We start from the raw sequence: 21512 nt of genomic DNA on the forward strand, positions 1-21512 counted from the left end.
TTTATACAGATTTTAATGAGTTATGGCAAAGAATAAAACGGCGTACGTATGTAATGAGTGTGGACAAGACTTTCCTCGTTGGCAAGGGCAGTGTAGCGCTTGTCAGGAATGGAATACGATCACTGAGGTGAGGCTCGGTGCAGCTTCGCCTGGGCGCAGCACTAAGTTTGTCGGTTATGCCGGAGCAAGCAGCAATGAAGTGAAGACATTAGATCAAATCGATCTCAATGCCTTACCGCGGATCTTGAGTCATTTTGGCGAATTAGATCGAGTGCTCGGTGGTGGGATTGTACCAGGTTCTGCCATTTTGATTGGTGGACATCCAGGCGCTGGTAAGAGTACGCTTTTATTGCAAACTCTGTGTCATCTGGCCGAGCAAATGCCTGCACTGTATGTCACGGGTGAAGAATCGTTGCAGCAGGTAGCGATGCGCGCCCATCGCCTTGGTTTACCAACCAATAAATTGCGGATGTTGTCTGAAACCAGCGTCGAGCAAATTTGCGAAGTTGCCCTTAAAGAATTGCCTAAAGTCATCGTTGTTGACTCGATTCAAGTGATGCATATGAGTGATGTGGCATCGAGCCCAGGCAGTGTGTCGCAGGTGCGTGAATCCGCTTCTTACTTAACCCGTTTTGCGAAAGAAAATGGCATTGCCGTGATCATGGTCGGCCATGTGACCAAAGATGGCAGTTTGGCTGGGCCCAAGGTATTGGAACATTGTATCGACTGCTCAGTGATGTTTGAAGGGGATAGCGATAGTCGTTACCGCACCTTGCGCTCCCATAAAAATCGTTTTGGCGCGATCAATGAATTAGGCGTATTTGCCATGACAGAGCGCGGCTTAAAGGAAGTCGCCAATCCTTCGGCAATCTTCCTTTCTCGTGGTGAAGAAGAATCTTCTGGATCGCTTGTCATGGTGGTTTGGGAAGGCACGCGGCCCTTGCTGGTGGAGCTGCAAGTGCTGGTGGATAACTCGGCCATGTCTAACCCGCGCCGCGTGGCTGTGGGTATGGATGCAAACCGTTTGGCCATGTTGCTTGCCGTAATGCACCGCCATGGTGGTTTGCAGATGTCGGATCAGGACGTGTTTGTTAACGTGGTGGGCGGCGTGAAAGTGACTGAAACCAGTGCCGACTTAACCTTGCTGCTTGCTATGGTATCGAGTTTTCGCGGTGATATTTTGCCTAGCGATTTAGTGGCCTTTGGTGAGGTCGGGCTGTCCGGCGAAATTCGTCCTGTGCCCAATGGGCAAGAGCGATTAATCGAAGCCGCTAAGCATGGTTTTAAGCGAGCAATAGTGCCCAAGGCCAATGTGCCGAAAAAGCCTCCTGCTGGGATGGAAGTGGTGGGTGTTTCTAAGTTATCCGAAGCGCTAGAAGCGATTTAGCATCAAATGCTCGCGAAGTGAGTTAACACCAGCAAGCAAAACAGCGCCATGAGGCGCTGTTTGTGTTTGTGAGCGAGTGTCTTAATCTGTGATATTGTGTTTTTCGATAAACAACATGAGTTCACGATTTAGCAAAGAAGCATCACCTAGGTTCAGTTCCACCATACGTTTTAGGTGGCTGATACTATCAACATCGATAAAGTTACACTTCAAACCTAATTGGGCATTTTTTTGATGGACCAACTCAGTTTCCATACGGATCTCAATGTCAGATTCTGGTAAGGCAAAACTGAGGGTAATAGCATCACCCGAATTAATAAAATTTTGCGGTTCTTCAACCAAGGCACCATTTAGACTCAAATCGAGAATGGTCGTCTCCCACTGTGCTCCACCTTGTTGTAGATGTGCGCTCGTGGCAAATAGAATCCGCGAAAACTTACGCCTTTCGTCCATACCCAATCCTTTTTCTTTCATAGTCAGCTAAGTGTAGTCCCATCAGTGCCTCTAAGCATAAGTCATATTGATGTGGCTGTAAAAGCAGAGTAATTTTTTGTTCAATAAAGCTACCAAGATCGCATATTCACGCAGGCTGTGTGAATGACGAGGTGTTCGTTACATAAAGCGTAAGTGTGGCTCCTTGTACAACAACCCCTGAAACGTTAATACGCCAAGTATCAATACACTAAGTATCAATACACTAAGTATCAATACACTAAGTATCAAGGTTTGGTTGACTTGCCATATTCTAATATTGGGAGATGAAGGAGGGGTGAAGTTAGCGTACGTTTACGCGGCACTGGCAGACTCTTATCGTGATTAATGTGATATTAAGTAGCAGTTATTACATAGGTTTAGGCGTTTTTTTAAACAACAGATTTCAGTTTTTGCCGCTAATTTTTTATCGAAGTGTAGGGGATGTCTTAGCTATCTTTGGGAGATTCCAGTATCATCCGCGGCCAACAACGGCTGCGTCTACATGATTAATGGCTTGTTAATCATCGCGAAGCATCACTGCTTGCAGATCATGGATTTTTCCCACAGTAGGAAAATGATGTGGATCTCTCACCCAAGTCCGATGGATTTGGGGCTCTAATCTGCCGCAGCCAGCGTCGCCAATTGCGTTTTAGGTAATTGGTACCGACCCCATTTTAAGAGATCACAAGGTATAACAACATTATGTCTGAGCAATTGAGTTCAACAGCCGTACCCTCTGGTTCGTTTCTGGACCGTTATTTTTCTATTCAACAACGTGGCAGCACAGTTCGCCAAGAAGTGATTGCGGGATTAACGACTTTCCTCGCTATGGTCTACTCAGTGATTGTGGTGCCAAACATGTTAGGCCAAGCGGGGTTTGATCCCGGCGCCGTGTTTATTGCAACCTGTTTAATTGCTTCATTTGGTTCTTTGCTCATGGGTTTATGGGCTAACTTACCTATGGCGATTGGCTGCGCTATTTCGCTCACGGCCTTTACTGCGTTTAGCTTAGTCCTAGGTCAGGGAATGTCGATTCCAGTCACCTTAGGCGCTATTTTCCTAATGGGCGTCACGTTCACGCTTGTGAGTGTGACAGGTATTCGCCAGTGGGTGCTGGCGAATTTACCAAAGGGCATAGCCCACGGTACAGGCATAGGTATCGGCTTGTTTTTACTTTTGATTGCGACTAACAGTGTGCAGTTGATTGTGGCCAATAGCGCAGGCTTACCTGTGAAGTTAGGCGACATTAACAGCTTACCTGTTATCGCTACCGTTATAGGTTTAGCGGCGACAATTGGTTTAGAGCGCCGCGGTGTACCAGGCGGTATTTTGTTGGTGATTATCGCGCTATCGGTATTTGGTTTAGTGTTCGATCCGAGCGTTAAATACCAAGGTTTGTTCGCCTTGCCTGATTTTACCTCAGAGCATTCACTGATTGGTCAGCTCGATATTATGGGAGCCTTTAATCCTGTGGTCTTGCCTATCGTATTAGCGTTAGTGATGACGGCGATTTTCGATGCGACCGGCACTATTCGTGCTGTGGCTGGCCAAGCAAATTTACTCGATAAAGACGACAATATTGTCGGCGGTGGTAAAGCCTTAACCTCAGACTCAGTCAGCAGTATGGTGGCAGGTTTAGTCGGCGGTGCACCAGCGGCTGTGTATATCGAGTCGGCGGCGGGTACTGCAGCGGGCGGTAAGACAGGTTTAACCGCGACTATCGTTGGCGTACTGTTTTTATTGATGATGTTTTTAGCGCCATTAAGCTACTTAGTGCCTGCCTATGCGACAGCGCCTGCTTTGATGTATGTGGGTTTGTTGATGCTGAGTAATGTGGCGAAACTCGATTTTGACGATAAAGTTGATGCCATGTCGGGCTTAACCTGCGCTGTGTTTATCATCTTAAGCTGTAATATCGTTACCGGTATTATGCTGGGTTTTGTGACACTGGTGGTAGGCCGTATTTGCAGTGGCGAATGGCGCAAACTGAAGTTAGGCGTGCTTGCCATCACCTTAGGTTTAGTGGTGTTTTATATGGGTGGCTGGGCGATTTAAGTTAGGCAAACTGAGTGATTTGAACTGAGTTATTGAGAACAGAAGCGAGTGCAGTCTTAGGATTAGCACTCGCTTTGATTTTGTGCTCTGTACTCACAATAGGCACGTAATAAGTCTTTCCAAGTAACAATCCCAACCAATTTACCGTCCTCTAACACGGGTAAGCAGCCGATATCGTTATCTAATAACATGCGGGTGGCCGTGTCTAAATTGATGTGGGGTGCGACGGTAACCGGATTACGCGTCATCACTTGATGTACACGTTTTTGTAGAGTTTCTAAGTCTCTTGCGGTTTCCGCGCTACTGCCCAAGTTCGGGCTAATCGCGCGCAATAGATCCCGCTCCGATAACACGCCTTCAAGTTGGTACTCATCGACGACCAACAAGTGATGAAAGCTCGCTTGGTCGAAGATTTCCTTCGCCACAGTTAATCGATCGTCCATTTCAACCGTGACGACTCGGGTACTCATAATATCGGCGATAATGATCGGCATGATGATCCCCTGTTAAGCTTGCGCATCCTAAGATGCGCTCTGTTAATGCGCAGCATTACAGTTACTTATAACAGAGTGGTGCAAGTTTAGCCAACACCCATTACAAAGTTTTAACGCAAAGATCTTAGGCCTCTGGCTCATCATCTGCTGTGATTGGCATCCGCTCCGATTCGGGCAAGTGTGCGCCTATGTAGCGTTGATACTTTTTGCCTTTCAGTTTGTGGGTGTCCACCAGCACTAAGCCATCGATACAATCGCCAAAGTCGGCGTCGATACCAAAGGCGAGAAACTTAACCCCATCGGCTTTACACAGTTCACCATATTGTTTGTAGAGCGTAGGTACGGCCGCCCCCATACTCGCGAGCACTTGTTTGAGTTGCTTAAAGTTACTCTGATAATCCTCGGAGAAATACAAGTCATCTAACTTAGCTTTTTGGGATTTAGATAAGCCAAAGGGTGACATGGAAACTGCCATCTGCTGCGCAGGTGCAAATTCCCGCGCATAAAAGTGCACTAGCATTTCCCTCGCACTTCCAGGCAGTTGATTACTGATGGACACAGGGCCAAATAGATAACGATATTCAGGATGCTTGGCGAGATAAGCCCCAATGCCAAACCACAGATAATCTAAACTGCGTTTACCCCAATATTTAGGCTGTACAAAGCTGCGACCGAGTTCTAACCCTTGCTTCACAAAGGGCATAAAGCTGTCGGCGTATTGAAATAGGGATTGGCTGTAGAGTGCGTTGTCGCCATATTTTGCTAAGACTTGCTCACCACTGGCAAAACGATAGGCGCCGATAATTTCAAACTGCTCTTTATCCCACAACACTAAGTGTTGGTAGTAGGAATCGTATTTATCGATATCGCGGCGCTTGCCCGAACCTTCGCCTACGGCGCGAAAGGCGATTTCCCTCAGGCGGCCGATTTCCCGCATGATGGGATTACTGTCGTGGTGTTGGTAGAGATAAATCAACTTGTTATCTTGCGTTTCCCCTAGAAGTTCACATTGTTGCAGTGCCGCTTGCAGTTCACGGCGCGATTCGGGGTGGGCGATAGCGCTCTGGGTGATAAACAGTGGCTCTTTATCTTTGCCGATACGATACAAGTGATTTTTAAGCAGTTTTATCTTTGTCTTGAGTGGAAAGTCCATTGAGCGTACGGCTTCATTGGGAATGAGCTCGCCAATGCGGATCGGCATATTACGTTTAGCCTGCTTGAACATTTCCTTCACTAGCAGCAGTGTCGCAAGTGGCTTGTAAATCATAGATGCGCCGTAGAAAGTGGCAGAGTTTTTGGCATCTAAAAATATTGGCAGTAGGGGCGCATTGCAGGAAATCGCCATCTTTAAAAAGCCTGAGTGCCATTGGGTATCACGCACGCCGTTAGGGCGCAGACGCGAGACTTCGCCCGACGGAAAAATCAGCACTGCGCCTTCGTTACGCAGGTGCTGGTGGATTTTTTCTAAATGTTGTTTCGGTGTGCCACCCGTCATATTGCGCACCGGCAGTAGGATTGAGTGCAGCGGTTCCAGCGCCATCAAGAGTTCATTCGCGACGACTTTAATATCAGGGCGAACTTCACTGATGAGTTTGATGAGCGCTAATGCATCGAGTGAACCTATAGGATGGTTCGCGAATATGACCACTCGGCCTTCACAGGGAATATTTTCTATTTCGTTGGCGGGCACGGTAAAACTAAAGTCAAAACTCGCCAGCATTTGTTCGACAAAGTCTACGCCCTGTAAATAGGTATATTGACTGGCGATATCGTTGCACTGTTTTTCATTGAGCAGGTAACGCAGCATGGCCTTGGCAGGTTTAGCGAGCCAAGGTTTGTCATTGATCGCTGGTAGATTTTGTTCAACCACATTATCAACGGTAAAAATCATGTTATTCGCCTTAAACGGCACAGTATGCTTGTTATGGCTAAGGTTGCTGTTTAGCGTTTTTTCATTGTATTCCATAGCGTTATGTAATTGATTCATAGTGTTAGGCAACATCCCTTGGGCGAGTTTCGCCGGTATTTGTGTTTGGCATTTGCTGCGCTGCCGTTTTTTGTTGCTTGTCTTTGTGCGTCTCAGACGGCTGTTGTACCAGCGCTATACTGTTGAGAATATCGAGCTTGAGCGTTTGCTCGTTCCAGCGGCAAAGTTGTAATTCGCCGCTTAAGGTTTCTGTGATTAAACTGCAGTTTTCGACCCAGTCACCGTCGTTGGCGTAGATGATCTGCCTCTTTTCTGGGGGGCTGAGTGGTGAGTAATATTGGGCGGCTCTGGGGTGAGTCGAGAGTTCAGGCTGATGGATATGACCGCAGATCACACCGTCAACATCAAAGTGCTGGGCATAGTTGAGTACCGCTTGACGGTAATGTCCAATAGCGGCTTGAGCCTTACCCACTTTGGATTTGATGTAACTTGCCAGTGACCAATAGGGGTAACCTAAGCGTTCCCGCAAGCTATGGAGATTGCGATTGAGGAACAATAATAGGTCATATAAATGGTCGCCCAATATGGCGTAGAAACGGCCGACACACACATCGGCATCAAACTGATCCCCGTGGAGCATCAAGAGTTTATGGCCGCCAATTCCGTGGTGAATATGTTGGCGGGCAATTTTAATATTCCACAGGCTTAGCTCGGCGTAGGGTTTAATCAGTTCGTCGTGGTTGCCCGGCAGATAAATCACTTGGGTGCCGTTTTGTGCCAGTTCAATGAATTTCTGCAGTACCTTATTGTGGCTATTGGGCCAGTGCAGCTTACGTTTCAACGCCCATAAATCGACTATGTCACCGACCAGATACAAGTGCTGACAACGCACGGTTTCAAGCAAGCTGAGCAGGTAGTCAGCCTTGCAATCCTTACAGCCTAAATGGATATCTGACAACCAGAGAGCGTTAACTGTGATGCTTGGGGTATGGGCTGAAGTTAATGCGGATGGGGTAATCGCGGCACAATTGAATTGATTTGAGGATGTTGGTGCTAATGTTGGCGTTTGTGTTGAGCGATTAAAGATGGGAGGAGAAAGGCTGGGGTCATTTATCTCTTCCCGCGTAGACCTCTCAAGTTTCCTGAAATTAAATCCTGTCATCTCGTATTCACCCCATTAGGCTGTTAACGAATATGAGCTTAGTGGGGGGCTTTGACCGAATGATGAAGTTTAGATGACATGCAGATGACAAAAGGTGAATTAGCCTGGACTGAACCTGCAAGATTCACATCAGGATGTAATTAGATCCGATAGGTTGGTTTAACTTACTTCTGCCCCAAAGCAAGATAACTTTGTTGTCAGTTTGCAGCATGAATTGTCATTGTTTCCCCTGTGACACGCCGCCCTAGCATTTAACAAGAAGCGTCCCTGAGGGCTCGACGATGGCATCCATGCCGCCAACGGTCACAGTTGCAACAATGCCAATCTTAATTAACACTTCTGCTGTTCGTGTAGCTAAAAAGCTATTGCCCCCATTATCAGTTAGACCAAATACACTACAGTTTTGAGTTTCAAATCTGTCACAATTTCCTAAATTGCATATCTATTCAACTCATTGACCTCAATCTCAAGCTAAAATAAATAAGGACATTTCTAAAGTCATTTAGGGGTCAGTTATGTGGACGAAAAAAGGCCATCGAACTGGGCAGAAAAAGCCCTTTAAGCTCGAGGATATCTGGCGTATCCGCACTAGACTCGAAATCGAAGGTAATATCATGGAGCTAGCGTTACTTAATCTCGCTATTGATTGCAAGTTACGCTCATGTGATTTACTCAGGATGAAAGTAAGGGATATTTCGTCAGGTGGTATTATCCAAAATCGTGTCCTTTATAGCCAAAGTAAAACGGGTAGAGAGGTACAATTTGAAATCACGTCACGCACGGCACAATCGTTAACCCAGTGGTTTATACACAGCCAATTAGCCATTTCAGACTATCTTTTCCCAAGTCCTCGAAAGTCGGGCAGACCAATGAGTTATAGCTGTTATTCAACAATCATTCGTCGTTGGGCATCACAACTTGGCTATGACTCTCACCTGTATGGAACTCACTCTATGCGAAGAACAAAAGCAACGTTGATCTATGCTCGAACAAAGAACATACGAGCCGTGCAGCTACTACTAGGCCATGTCAAGTTGGATAGTACCATTCGCTATCTAGGGGTAGAAATGGAAGATGCATTAAATATATCTGAAGATATAGAGTTTTGACGTTACCCGTAATAAGTCTATATACATCGGTAGGTTGTAAGGTTAGGCATGAGCAAAATGGAGAACCCTGCGCTGCAAAATAGATAGAAAATCTTATTTATAAGGTTTATATTAAACATAATTTTAATGACTTTATAAACCGAGCTATTGCTTGAGAGGATTCCATGTTTGCAGAACGCTTAGAACGAGCCCGTAAGGCTGCCGGGCTATCCATGAATGCATTAGCCAACGAGGTAGGACTGTCCGCTAACGCCATTAAAAAGTATGAACATGGCACGGCTATGCCTTCTTCTTCAAACCTACTAAAACTCGCGAAAGCGCTCGATGTGCGCACTGAGTACTTCTTTCGTCCAACGAAGGTGAAACTAGAGGGCGTAGAGTACCGCAAGCGTGCTAGTACACCAAAGAAAGTGTTAGACCGAATTAATGGCGATGTTTTAGAACAAGCTGAACGTTGGCAAGAGCTTTTAGAGTTGTATCCCGACTCAGTGAAGCCTATCCCTGAGTTTACTTTACCAAATGAGCTTCCAGAACAAATCTTTAGCTTAGAACAAGCGGAAGACTTGGCTATTCAGATGCGCCATGCTTGGGAGCTAGGGCTAAACCCTATTCACGATATGATCGATACCCTCGAAGCTAAAGGGGTGATGATCATTACCACTGATGTGGAAACTGATAAGAAGTTTGACGGTTTAGCGGGCAAGATTGGTAGCACTCCTGTAGTGGTGATCTCTACCGCCCAAAGTGGTGACCGTCAGCGCTTCACCTTGGCCCATGAACTTGGGCACTTAGTCGTGCATGGTCGTTTAGCTGAAGGGATTGATGAGGAGAAGGCTTGTAATGCCTTTGCTGGTGCATTTCTTTTACCTACCCAATCACTTATTGAACACTTGGGTGAAAAGCGCCGTCATATTGAACCGCGTGAATTACTCATGCTAAAGCACGAATACGGTATTAGCATGCTAGCGGCACTGTTTCGAGCTGGCCAATGTGGAATAATTACGCCTGCGACTCAGAAAAACCTATTTATGCTGTTTAGCAAAAATGGCTGGCGAACGGAGGAGCCAGGAAAAGCTTACCCGCATGAGTCGACTTATCTACACAAGCAACTCGTTTATCGTGCGCTAGGTGAGGAGTATATTGGGGAATCAAAAGCCGCAGAGTTACTGGGAATGTCGGTTTCTAGCTTTCGTAAAGAACGAAAGTTGGAGGTGCCGACTCAAGCACAGTTAGCTCAGGAGGCTAGCCGTGCAGCAGCTGCTAATTAGTGATGCCAATATCCTCATTGACATGGAAGAAGGTGGTTTACTGGAAGCAATGTTTCAGTTGCCCTATGACTTTGCAACGCCAGATATTCTTTTTGTTGAAGAACTTGAAGAAGATCATCCCCACCTTCTGGATTTAGGGTTAGCGCTAAAAGAGGTTTCTGCAGAATCAATGATGTATGCCATGCAGCTAACGGGGACCTATACCCAAGCGAGCCGAAACGATTGTTTTGCCCTTGCTTTAGCAAAGCAAGAACAGTGTCCTTTACTGACCGGTGATATGGCACTGAGAAAAGCAGCAGAAAAAGAAGCTGCCATTGTTAAAGGCACAGTTTGGCTAGTAAGCCAACTGGTGGTTCATCAGCAAATCAATACCGAACAAGCGCGAGCAGCCTATAAGCAGATGCAAGCCAATGGCAGGCGTCTACCTTGGCATAACGCAGAACAAGCTTTAGTAGAACTAGAGCAAGTAAATTAATAATTAATAGGTTGCCCTCATAAAGTGCAATTTAGAACGATCAGGAATTCTAATAATGACAAGTTTACAACAACGTGCCGAACTTCAACGCCAAATATGGGCGATTGCCAACGATGTAAGAGGCTCAGTGGATGGCTGGGATTTTAAACAATATGTACTGGGTACGCTGTTTTACCGTTTTATCAGTGAAAACTTTGTCAACTACATCACAGGCGGAGATGAGAGCGTTAATTATGCTGCCATGTCTGACGATGATGAAAACATCAAGTTTGCTAAAGAAGATGCCATTAAAACCAAAGGCTACTTTCTTTACCCTAGCCAGTTGTTTAGCAATGTAGCGGCTAATGCACACAAAAACGAAAATTTAAATACGGATTTGGCAGCAATTTTTGCTGCAATCGAAAACTCAGCCAATGGCTATGATTCAGAAAAAGACATCAAAGGCTTGTTTGCAGATTTTGATACCACTAGTAATCGTCTGGGTAATACGGTAGAGGCAAAAAACAAACGCTTGGCAGCCGTGTTAAAAGGCGTGGCAGGTTTAACCTTCGGTAATTTTGAAGGCGGTTTTGAAAATAATCAGATTGATTTATTCGGTGACGCCTACGAGTTCCTTATTTCAAACTATGCCGCAAATGCGGGCAAATCCGGTGGCGAATTTTTCACGCCTCAGCACGTCTCAAAATTGATCGCGCAACTTGCCATGCACGGCCAAACCAGCGTCAATAAAATCTATGACCCGGCGGCGGGTTCGGGCTCGTTGCTGTTACAAGCTAAAAAGCACTTTGATGCGCATATCATTGAAGATGGTTTTTTTGGCCAAGAGCTCAACCACACCACCTACAACTTGGCGCGTATGAACATGTTTTTGCACAACATTAACTACGACAAGTTTAATATTCAGTTGGGCGATACCTTAATCGAACCGCATTTTCTCGATGACAAACCCTTTGATGCGATAGTCTCTAACCCGCCTTATTCGATTAACTGGATTGGTAGCGACGACCCAACCCTAATCAACGACGATCGCTTTGCGCCCGCTGGTGTGCTCGCGCCTAAATCAAAAGCCGACTTTGCCTTTGTGCTGCATGCGCTTAGTTACTTATCAAGCAAAGGCCGAGCGGCGATTGTTTGCTTCCCAGGTATTTTCTACCGTGGTGGTGCTGAACAAAAAATTCGCCAGTACTTGGTTGATAACAACTATGTTGAAACCGTGATTTCACTGGCACCTAACCTGTTCTTTGGCACCACCATTGCCGTGAATATATTGGTGCTGTCGAAACACAAAACTGACACCACCACCCAGTTTATTGATGCCAGCGGTTTGTTTAAAAAAGAAACCAATAACAACACCCTAAGCAATGAGCACATTGAAGCCATCATGAAGGTGTTTGCCAGCAAAGAGGACGTGGATCACTTTGCCAAATCCGTTGATTTCGATGTTATCGCAGGCAACAGCTACAACCTGTCGGTCAGCAGTTATGTGGAAGCCAAAGATAATCGCGTAGTTACAAACATTACAGAGCTTAATGCAGAGCTTAAAACCACTGTCGCTAAAATTGATGCGCTTCGCAGTGATATTGATGCCATTGTTGCAAAGATTGAAGGTGAGGAGCTTGAAGCATGAATCATTTGAGTTACATGGAAAAACTGCTAGATGGGGTTGAGGTTGAGTGGAAAAAGTTAGCTGATGTTTTTCAGCTTAAAAATGGATATACACCATCAAAATCAAAAAAAGAATTCTGGGAAAATGGAACTGTTCCATGGTTTAGAATGGACGACATCCGAGAAAATGGTCAAATTCTGGATGAATCGCTACAGAAAGTCTCAGAGAGTGCAATCAAAGGTGGAAAGCTATTTCCTGAAAATTCAATAATAATTGCCACATCAGCAACTATTGGAGAGCACGCTTTGATTCGTGTTCCATTTTTAGCAAATCAGAGATTTACTAATTTAAGTTTAAAGCCAGTATATAAAGACACATTTAACAACAAGTTTATTTTCTACTACTGCTTTATGTTGGCGGATTGGTGTAAAAAAAACACAACCATGTCTAGCTTTGCATCTGTTGATATGGATGGATTTAAAAAATATCCTTTCCCAATTCCATGCCCAAACAACCCAGAAAAATCGCTGGCAATACAAGCTGAAATAGTGCGTATTCTGGACGCATTTACCGCCATGACCGCCGAGCTGACCGCCGAACTTAACATGCGGAAAAAACAATACAACTACTACCGCGACAAGTTGTTGAGTTTTGAAGAGGGTGAAGTTGAGTGGAGGGCTTTGAGTGAAATAGCCGAGTATTCAAAGGCTCGTATTAGTTACACAGAACTAGATGACAGCAATTACGTTGGTGTTGAAAGCTTACTTCAGAATCGAGCTGGTAAAATAGACTCCACTCGAACCCCTGATAGTGGAAATCTTACACAATACAATCCTGATGATATCTTAATTGGGAATATACGTCCTTATTTGAAGAAGATATGGCATGCAGATCGAGTTGGCGGCACGAATGGCGATGTTCTTGTTGTTCAGACGACTGATACAGCTATAAATCCACGATATTTGTATCAAGTTTTAGCTGATGACAAGTTTTTTGAATACAACATGCAACATGCAAAAGGCGCAAAAATGCCACGAGGAAATAAGCCAAAAATCATGGAGTATTTGGTTCCTATTCCATTTGCTAGCAATAGAGAAAAATCTCTTTCGGAACAAGAACGAATCGTTACTATTCTCGACAAATTTGACACTCTAACGAGCTCCATTACCGAAGGTCTGCCCCGCGAAATCGAGCTGCGCCAGAAGCAATACGAATATTACCGAGATTTGCTGCTGAGCTTCCCTAAACCTCATTCAGATGAGGCAGCTTAATGGCCTACCAACCACCTTTTACCATCACCAGCGATATTTTGAACTTGGTGGCACAAATCAGCCAGCAGGTGGGTGAGTTAAATGCCAGCCAGCTCAATGCCTCGCCGCAACTGCGCAAGCAAAACCGCATTAAAACCATTACCGGCACGCTGGCGATTGAAGGCAATAGCTTAACTGAAGAACAAATTACCGCCATTGTTGAGGGTAAGCCCGTGCTCGGCAGCGTGCGTGAGCTGGCCGAGGTAAAAGGCGCGATTGCCGCTTATGATGCACTGCCTGCATTCACACCCAGCGAGATTTCCGATTTACTCACGGCTCACGGTTTAATGCTGTCAGATGTTCTTGTAAATGCCGGTGAGTTTCGCAGTAAAGGCGTGGGTATCCATAAAGGTGGTGTGGTGCACCATGTTGCGCCGCCTGCCCATCAAGTATCTGGTTTAATGGCTGATTTACTCCAATGGCTTAAGCAAACAAAAGACCACCCATTGATCGCCAGTTGTGTATTTCATTACGAATTTGAGTTTATTCACCCCTTTGCCGATGGTAACGGCCGAATGGGGCGGTTATGGCAAACGCTGATTTTGTCCAAGTGGCATCCGTTGTTTCTATCCTTGCCGCTAGAAAGTGTGATTAAAGACCATCAGCAAGCCTATTATCACGCCCTTGAGCAGGCCGATAACCAAGCAGACAGTACGCCGTTTATTCATTTTATGTTGTCGGTTATTCAGCAAACGCTGGCGCAAAACGCCTCTGTAAACGCCCCTGTAAAAGAAGGTGAAAACGCCCCTGTAAATACCCTTATCAATGTAACGGGCCTTAAAACGCCTGAGGCTATTTTGGCATTACTCAGTAACACGCCCGAGCTAACCCGACAACAACTCGCTGATACCTTAAATAAAGACGTGAGAACCATTGGCCGCGCCATTAGCAAACTACAAAAAGAAGGCAGGTTAACTCGGGTAGGTTCAGATAAAACCGGCCATTGGCAAGTCACTGAATAATGCGATGCGGTGGCTATTTCCATTTTGGAAAACACCACGGCTAACAAAAAAGGATGTAAACGTATGACGACGTATAAAACGGTTGCAGAGTCCAATAATTACATTGTTTTAGATAAATACACTAAAGAATGGCAGGTTAACGAAAGCTTTCAGAGTGAAGCTGACTTAGAGCGCGAGCTTATTCAGGACTTAACTAATCAAGGTTATGAATACCTACCTGCTTTAACCACACCCGATGCCATGATGGCGAATGTGCGCAAGCAGCTACAAGCCCTTAATAAGGTCGAGTTTACCGATGCCGAATGGGCGCGCTTTTGCGAGCAATACCTGAACACACCCAGCGATAATATTCTTGATAAAACTCGCAAGGTGCACAGTGACTATATTTTCGATTTTGTCTTTGATGATGGCCACATAGAAAATATCTACCTGTTCGACAAGAAAACCATTGCTCGTAACAAAGTGCAGGTCATTAAGCAGTTTGAGCAAACGGGAAGCCATGCTAACCGTTACGATGTGACTATTTTGGTCAATGGTTTGCCTTTGGTGCAAATCGAACTGAAAAAGCGTGGTGTGGCGATCCGTGAGGCATTTAATCAAATTCATAGGTACAGCAAAGAGAGCTTTAATGCAGAGAACTCGTTGTACAAGTTCTTGCAGTTGTTTGTGATCTCTAATGGCACCGACACGCGCTATTTTGCCAATACCACCAAGCGCGACAAGAACAGCTTCGACTTTACGATGAACTGGGCGAAGTCAGACAATACGCTGATCAAAGATTTAAAAGACTTTACCGCCACCTTTTTCCAGAAAGAGACGCTGCTTGAAGTGATCTTGCGTTACTCTGTGTTTGACGTCAGCAATACCTTGCTCGTGATGCGCCCTTACCAAATTGCGGCCACTGAGCGCATTTTATGGAAGATTAAGAGCGCCTTGAACGCTAAGAATTGGAGCTCTCCTAGTAATCAAAACAAGGAAAGCGGTGGATACATTTGGCACACTACCGGTTCAGGTAAAACACTCACTAGCTTTAAAGCGGCACGTTTGGCCACCGATTTAGACTGTATCGATAAAGTCTTCTTTGTGGTGGACCGAAAAGACCTCGACTATCAGACGATGAAAGAGTATCAGCGGTTCTCACCTGATAGTGTGAACGGTTCAGACAGTACCGCAGGACTTAAGAGTAACCTGGATAAAGACGATAACAAGATTGTCGTCACCACAATCCAAAAGCTCAACAACTTAATCAAAAGCGAAAGCGATTTAGCTATATACAACAAGCAAGTTGTCTTTATTTTTGATGAGTGTCATCGAAGCCAGTTCGGTGAGGCGCAGAAAAACCTGAAGAAGAAATTCAAAAAGTACTACCAGTTTGGCTTCACAGGTACGCCCATTTTCCCAGAAAATGCACTGGGCGCAGAAACCACGGGTAGCGTGTTTGGCCAGCAGTTGCACACGTATGTGATCACCGATGCCATTCGTGATGAAAAAGTACTCAAGTTCAAAGTGGACTATAACGATGTTCGTCCGCAATTTAAGAGCATTGAGACTGAGCAGGATGATAAGAAGCTTAGTGCGGCGGAGAATAAGAAAGCCTTCTTACATCCAATGCGCATTGGTGAAATCTCGCAGTATATTCTGAGCCATTTTAACCAGAAAACACATCGAGCCTATTCTGGCGCCAAAGGGTTTAACGCCATGTTTGCGGTCAGTAGTGTTGATGCGGCGAAAGCCTACTATGAAACCTTCAAAACATTGCAGGCCGAGGCTGAGAATGGACCTACAAGTAAACCTCTGCGCATTGCAACTATCTTCTCATTTGCTGCCAATGAAGAGCAGGACGCCATTGGTGATATTTTAGATGAGAGTTTTGAAGTCAGTGCCATGAACAGCAGCGCAAAAGAGTTTTTGAGCGCCGCGATTAAAGATTACAACGCCATGTTTAAATCTAACTATGGCGTGGACAGTAATGGCTTTCAGAACTACTACCGTGACCTTGCTCAGCGCGTGAAGAATCAAGAAATAGATCTGCTCATAGTGGTGGGGATGTTTTTAACGGGCTTTGATGCGCCTACGCTTAATACCCTGTTTGTTGATAAGAATTTGCGCTATCACGGCTTGATGCAGGCATTTTCTCGCACTAACCGCATTTATGATGCGACGAAGACCTTTGGCAATATTGTTACCTTCCGTGATTTGGAGCAGGCAACCATCGATGCTATCACCTTGTTTGGTGACAAAAACACCAAAAACGTGGTGTTGGAGAAGAGCTACAAAGAATACATGGAAGGCTTTAACGATATTGCTACTGGCCAAGCTCGTCGAGGTTTTGTTGATATCGTCAAAGAGCTGCAAGAACGTTTTCCAAACCCAGAAAATATTGAAAAAGAACAAGATAAAAAAGAATTTGCCAAGCTGTTTGGTGAATACCTAAAAGCAGAAAATATTCTACAAAACTACGATGAGTTTGCTGGATTAAAAGCACTGCAAAGCTTAGATACCAGTGATGAACAAGCTGTTGAAGAGTTTAAGTCAAAGTACTATCTGGACGATGCTGACATCGAGGCAATGCAAACCATCGATATGCCGAGCGAACGTGCTATCCAAGATTATCGCTCTACCTACAACGATACCCGCGACTGGTTGCGACGCGATAAAGAAGGTCAGGATAAAGATAAGTCAACGGTAGACTGGGACGATGTGGTCTTTGAAATTGATTTGCTTAAATCGCAAGAAATCAACCTCGATTACATTCTTGAACTGATTTTTGATCACAATAAGAAGAACAAGAGCAAAGAAGGCTTGATTGAAGAAGTTCGTCGTATGATCCGCGGTAGCCTTGGCAATAGAGCGAAAGAGAGCTTGGTGGTTGATTTTATTAACCAGACAAACCTAGATGAGATCAATGACAAAGCCAGCATTATCGACGCTTTCTTCAAATTCGCCCAGGCGGAGCAGAAGCGCGAAGCCGATGCCATTATTGCCTCTGAAAAGCTCAATATCGATGCTGCCAAACGCTATATTGCGTCATCACTCAAACGTGAGTACGCCTCTGAAAATGGCACAGCACTTAATGAGGCACTGCCCAAACTTAGCCCATTGAACCCACAGTACCGAACCCAGAAGCAAACGGTTTTTCAGAAAATTGCCGCTTTTGTTGAAAAATTCAAAGGTGTGGGTGGGCAGTTGTAGTGATATGAAGAGCTCTTTTCACGTAGTTAATGCTTGATGAAAAGAGCTCGATATTTTTAAATTAGTGCTGTTTTTTTTCGAGATAGCAGATATGAATATTCAAATTAGTTTAATTATTATGCATTTTCTGGATAGGTCATTGGCCCACAAATGGAGCTAATAAATAAAGCTACTAAATGATTTCTGTCCAAAAGTGAGTTGTGTGGTGTCGAGTGGAGATTGTACGATTAAGTCACGCTATATAATCAAATCAGCCAGTTCGTGTATGAGTTAGTGCAAAAAGGGGAGTCAGTTAATCTGACTCCCCTTTTTTGGAACGCTTGTTGGACTTACATTAAAACCTACGTTAGGCCCAAACTAGCGTAATGTTAGAACAATAAATGCGCTACACCTGCGATAACAGGCAGTGTCACTAAGGTGCGTAGAATAAATACTACGAAAAGCTCAACGAAGTTGACGGGAATTTTACTGCCGATAAGCAGTGCACCGACTTCACTCATATAGATCAACTGAGTCACAGATAAGGCTGCAATTACAAAGCGGGTCATATCTGATTCAATTGAGCTGGCAAGGATTGACGGAATAAACATATCCGCAAAACCGACTACGATTGTTTTAGAGGCTTCAGTGGCTTCTGGAATATGCAGTAATTCGAGTAATGGAATAAACGGCATACCAAGATAGTTAAAGATGGGCGTGTGCTCGGCAATAATCAGTGCCAGCGTACCAATGGCCATTACCACAGGGATAATACCAAACACCATATCGACAACGTTTTTAATACCTTCATTTAAGACCGCTTTTATGCCACCAGCACTGGCGGCTTTTTCTAAGGCTTTATCAAAGCCCCAAGATAAGGCGCCATGTCCTGCTGGGATCAGCTCATCATCTGGCATGCGTGGTGTGTCATCTATGTAGTTGTCTTTCTTCCACGATAATGGTGGCAACTTAGGCACAATCACAGCGGCGGCAAAACCCGCGAGGCACACAGTCAAATAAAAGGGCACAAACATATGCTCTAACTTAACTTGTGAAATCACCACTAAGCTGAAGGTAATCGATACCGCCGAGAAGGTTGTACCAATAACTGCGGCTTCTCTCTGGGTATAAAAACGGGCTTCGTATTGTTTGCTGGTCAGCAAAATGCCGACACTGCCATCACCTAACCATGAGGCCATACAATCGATAGCGCTACGACCCGGTAGATTGAACACGGGACGCATGACTTTCGTTAAGAGTGTGCCAAAGAGCTCGAGTAGGCCGAAGTTCAGCAGCAGCGGCAGTAACATACCCGCAAAGATAAATACTGAGAACAACACAGGTAATAAGTCGTTTAAGACTAATGCGCCAGTGCTCGAGGAGTTGATGATCTCTGGACCTAAACCTAAGTAAGTCAGTACGATAAACACTGCACCTAAGATCCGAGTCGTCAACCACATAGGGCTGACATTCAATAAACCATTAAGGAAGTGATTTTGGCTAACAAATGTGGGCTTAAACACTTTTGACAGTAAAGAGGCCAGCGCCGTAGTCACAACAATAATAGTCACTATGAGGGTTAGCACACCGCTCAATGCGCCTTGCAGTGCTTTAGATATGATAGCGATAGGAATTGTGATCGCATCGTTGTAGCTGATAGGGGTCATAAATAACAACAGACCAATCAGCGAAGGGACGATAAAGGTGAGTATCGTCTTAATGTTTCGGTTTTTATTTTCAGTAGCCAATGTTGTACACCTTAAAGTACGAGTCGTACATGGTAAATTTGAATAAATAGCCGCACGTAACAAGCTGTCGACGCTAATTAAGGTGCATTTAAATTCAACTCAAAAACGAGAATGGGGAAGATTACTCGCTTAGCTTCTCTATGTAAAACGATTCGCTAGTTAGTTTGATATAAGCAGCAAAACAGCATAGTTATTTTACTTCAGTTGTCGATAAATTAAGAGTGGTTACATTGGCTTGTGTTACTATAAAAGCATTATTAAACATGGTTTTACCATCAATTATCTTAGGTGGGTTAACGACTGGTTAATTACTTGTTTACTGATGTGTGTGAAACTATCTAGATGTTATTTCTGCACAAAAAAACATCAGCAACTTTAGCGCTACTGCCATGTTGGCTGGTTTTCTGTTCGATTTGAAAGTGCAATAGAGATAACTCTGGCTATATAGCGTTGGCGAGAACCTGTTGTGCATATCGCGGTAATGTTAAGGAGTCTTGGGCACTAGGACACATTTTTATGCGATAAGCCTTTAAATCGACCTATCTCTAAAAGTGACCTTCTCCATTATCTTGATGCTTTTGTGATTGACTAAAAAGTCGCAAATAACGATGAAAGTAAAAATATTATTCATAAAGCGGATACCCGCCGCTTTAAATCTTCTCATTTCCATGTAAGTTAGTATTACTCCCATCCAGCTCTAGTATTCATGATCGCAAAAGTACAGAAGGTTACGATTAAAGGCGGCTCAACACTGGCCATTAAGTTTGGTTTTTTGGGGATCTTTGGGCTTTTAATTGGCATTGTTATTACTGTTTTGGGGTTCGATGATTCTGAATTCCATCGCTTCAACTTTTTGAATCACACCCTAAGTGAATTAGGGACTTATGGTCATTCGTCTTTCGCTGTTATTCTTAACGGTGGATTGTTTTTTGGCAGTTTAAGCCTCGTTTTCTATTGTTTGTCTTCTTTGCAGCAGGTGACTTCTTGCTGGGGATACCCTTTCTTTATCAGTTTGGCTCTCACTTTTCTGGCTTTAGCGAGCGTGGGATTATTTCCGGTGAACGTGTATCACTTGCATGTTCTTGGGCTGAAATGGTTTTTCTATCTGGGGAGTTTGAGTGCGATCTTCTACTTAGCCTTGGTCTGTTTCGGCAAGTCTAACTTTGGCCGTTGGACTGGGTTGTTGGCGTTAATAGTCTTATGTAGCATGTTGACGTTTCTGTATGCACCACAGCTCAATTTAGGTTTGACCGAAGGTGATAGACCGTTTTATCAGGAGATGGTATTGCAACTGCCGCGTCCTACTTTGTGGTGGCCAGCCCTACTAGAATGGATTGGACTGGGAAGTTTATTGTGCTGGACAAGTGTGCTGCTTTTTAGCCAGTTAAGCTTCAGCCAAGATCCCAAAATCATTGGCTGAGTTATCTTTGAATTTAGACTTATCTTCAGCTCTAGGCTATGGATTCACATGCACAGCAAGGCCCGCTTCACCAAACCAATAACCGTTGCACTGGGTTATACCAAGATTGCTATTCATCGAAAAATCCTGAACATTTTTAGTCGCTTGAATCGTATCGACCAAAGTATTGGCTTTAGTGATGCAGTCAAGACTACTGGGTGATACTCGAAACACATCGACCCCTATTTGTGTCATTGCCGCTATTTCACTGCGTAAATCTAAACAGCTAGCGGATTGGGTTTGAATTCCATTGAGCCTGAGTAAAGGTTGCTGCTCTTGGGTTTGCGCGAGTAGTCCTTTACTGTATTCACGGCATACCGTTTCGCAATGATCTTTCGTGAGCTGTTTGTGCCTAGCGGTAAAGCAGCGCGCCGAATGGGCGAGTGGTAAATAGCCGTGGCCGAGCACTTCCACCTCAAATGATGGCTGCTCTTGAATTACTTGTTGTAACCAAGCCTTAGATAGCTCCACTGGCATCACAAATCTTTGCATTCCAAACCGCTGCAAAATGTCTAAACTGGCACGATTGTAGTTATTGATACTCGCGCCGCAGACAAAGGGCAAATTACGCTCTTTAGCAAGATACACTGCCGCCATATCGTTTGCTTCGACGATAAATTCACCGTTATCGACCTGGCGTTTGAGCTCAGTATATTCAGATGGCGCTTCGATTAAGGCCAGCGTTGAAAGCACGACTTCTTTACCCGCCTGCTTGAGCATTTGCGCCAGCTCTAGATAATCGCCCCACTTGAGTTCGCGTCTGCGGCTACAAACCGCCTCACCTAAATACACTAAGGGAATTTGACTGGCGGCGACTTGCTGGTAAAAGTCAGCGACTTGCTGTTTCTGCCAGCAATACAACAGTGGTCCTAGGGAAATCTTCATAAGGTGTCCTTTGTCAATCT

Annotated in this window: 16 protein-coding genes; 10 read left to right on the top strand and 6 right to left on the bottom strand. The window is 44.7% G+C overall.

From position 1 onward, the window contains the following. Positions 1-22: 22 nt before the first annotated feature. Entirely contained in the window at positions 23-1387 is a 1365-nt protein-coding gene (gene radA / locus L5M18_RS00445) for a DNA repair protein RadA (protein ID WP_006082696.1), read from the top strand. A gap of 81 nt (positions 1388-1468) precedes the next feature. On the opposite strand, the gene L5M18_RS00450 is transcribed toward radA, so the two are convergent. Continuing rightward, positions 1469-1840, bottom strand: a complete 372-nt coding sequence (locus tag L5M18_RS00450) for a PilZ domain-containing protein (RefSeq protein ID WP_173243387.1) — start codon at positions 1838-1840, stop codon at positions 1469-1471. Between the two features lie 723 nt (positions 1841-2563). On the opposite strand from L5M18_RS00450, the gene L5M18_RS00455 reads away from it, so the two are divergent. Beyond that, positions 2564-3916: an NCS2 family permease gene (locus L5M18_RS00455; RefSeq protein ID WP_263195680.1), complete on the top strand. Its 1353-nt coding sequence runs from the start codon at positions 2564-2566 to the stop codon at positions 3914-3916. Positions 3917-3978: 62 nt separating this feature from the next. Here L5M18_RS00455 and L5M18_RS00460 read toward each other — a convergent pair whose 3' ends face one another. The 3 genes from L5M18_RS00460 to L5M18_RS00470 form a co-directional block, all read right to left on the bottom strand. Beyond that, entirely contained in the window at positions 3979-4410 is a 432-nt protein-coding gene (locus L5M18_RS00460) for a CBS domain-containing protein (RefSeq protein WP_263140136.1), read from the bottom strand. A 124-nt stretch (positions 4411-4534) separates the two neighbouring features. Further along, positions 4535-6412 (bottom strand): lysophospholipid acyltransferase family protein, encoded by a 1878-nt coding sequence (locus L5M18_RS00465; RefSeq protein ID WP_263195681.1) that lies wholly within the window; start codon positions 6410-6412, stop codon positions 4535-4537. Beyond that, on the bottom strand, positions 6402-7499 hold the full coding sequence (locus L5M18_RS00470; protein WP_263195682.1) for a UDP-2,3-diacylglucosamine diphosphatase: 1098 nt from the start codon (positions 7497-7499) through the stop codon (positions 6402-6404). Before L5M18_RS00470 ends, L5M18_RS00465 begins: the two co-directional genes overlap by 11 nt. A 515-nt stretch (positions 7500-8014) precedes the next feature. On the opposite strand from L5M18_RS00470, the gene L5M18_RS00475 reads away from it, so the two are divergent. The 7 genes from L5M18_RS00475 to L5M18_RS00505 all read left to right on the top strand — a co-directional run bounded on the left by L5M18_RS00475 (position 8015) and on the right by L5M18_RS00505 (position 17421). Beyond that, positions 8015-8608: a tyrosine-type recombinase/integrase gene (locus tag L5M18_RS00475; RefSeq protein ID WP_012588474.1), complete on the top strand. Its 594-nt coding sequence runs from the start codon at positions 8015-8017 to the stop codon at positions 8606-8608. A 164-nt stretch (positions 8609-8772) separates the two neighbouring features. Then, positions 8773-9876, top strand: coding sequence for a helix-turn-helix domain-containing protein (locus L5M18_RS00480; RefSeq protein ID WP_088585932.1), 1104 nt, complete (start codon positions 8773-8775; stop codon positions 9874-9876). After that, positions 9857-10351, top strand: coding sequence for a PIN domain-containing protein (locus tag L5M18_RS00485; protein WP_088585931.1), 495 nt, complete (start codon positions 9857-9859; stop codon positions 10349-10351). Before L5M18_RS00480 ends, L5M18_RS00485 begins: the two co-directional genes overlap by 20 nt. 55 nt (positions 10352-10406) lie before the next feature. Further along, positions 10407-11978 carry a type I restriction-modification system subunit M gene (locus L5M18_RS00490; protein ID WP_263195683.1) on the top strand — a complete coding sequence of 524 codons (1572 nt, stop codon included), beginning with the start codon at positions 10407-10409 and terminating at the stop codon, positions 11976-11978. Next, positions 11975-13228: a restriction endonuclease subunit S gene (locus tag L5M18_RS00495; RefSeq protein ID WP_263195684.1), complete on the top strand. Its 1254-nt coding sequence runs from the start codon at positions 11975-11977 to the stop codon at positions 13226-13228. Before L5M18_RS00490 ends, L5M18_RS00495 begins: the two co-directional genes overlap by 4 nt. After that, positions 13228-14229, top strand: coding sequence for a Fic family protein (locus L5M18_RS00500; protein WP_263180443.1), 1002 nt, complete (start codon positions 13228-13230; stop codon positions 14227-14229). Before L5M18_RS00495 ends, L5M18_RS00500 begins: the two co-directional genes overlap by 1 nt. Before the next feature lie 63 nt (positions 14230-14292). Continuing rightward, complete coding sequence (locus tag L5M18_RS00505) at positions 14293-17421, top strand: HsdR family type I site-specific deoxyribonuclease (RefSeq protein ID WP_263180442.1); 3129 nt, start codon at positions 14293-14295, stop codon at positions 17419-17421. A gap of 368 nt (positions 17422-17789) precedes the next feature. Here L5M18_RS00505 and L5M18_RS00510 read toward each other — a convergent pair whose 3' ends face one another. Next, a complete protein-coding gene (locus L5M18_RS00510) occupies positions 17790-19148 on the bottom strand; it encodes a YjiH family protein (protein ID WP_131523258.1) in 1359 nt (452 codons plus the stop codon). 706 nt (positions 19149-19854) lie between these two features. On the opposite strand from L5M18_RS00510, the gene L5M18_RS00515 reads away from it, so the two are divergent. Next, positions 19855-20568: a hypothetical protein gene (locus tag L5M18_RS00515; RefSeq protein ID WP_028761881.1), complete on the top strand. Its 714-nt coding sequence runs from the start codon at positions 19855-19857 to the stop codon at positions 20566-20568. A gap of 36 nt (positions 20569-20604) precedes the next feature. Here the strand turns inward: L5M18_RS00515 and L5M18_RS00520 are convergent, their stop codons facing one another. Beyond that, entirely contained in the window at positions 20605-21492 is an 888-nt protein-coding gene (locus L5M18_RS00520; RefSeq protein ID WP_263195685.1) for a U32 family peptidase, read from the bottom strand. Between the last annotated feature and the right edge of the window lie 20 nt (positions 21493-21512).

This window comes from Shewanella sp. SM20 (assembly GCF_025654545.1).
Classification (GTDB): Bacteria; Pseudomonadota; Gammaproteobacteria; order Enterobacterales; family Shewanellaceae; genus Shewanella; species Shewanella oncorhynchi.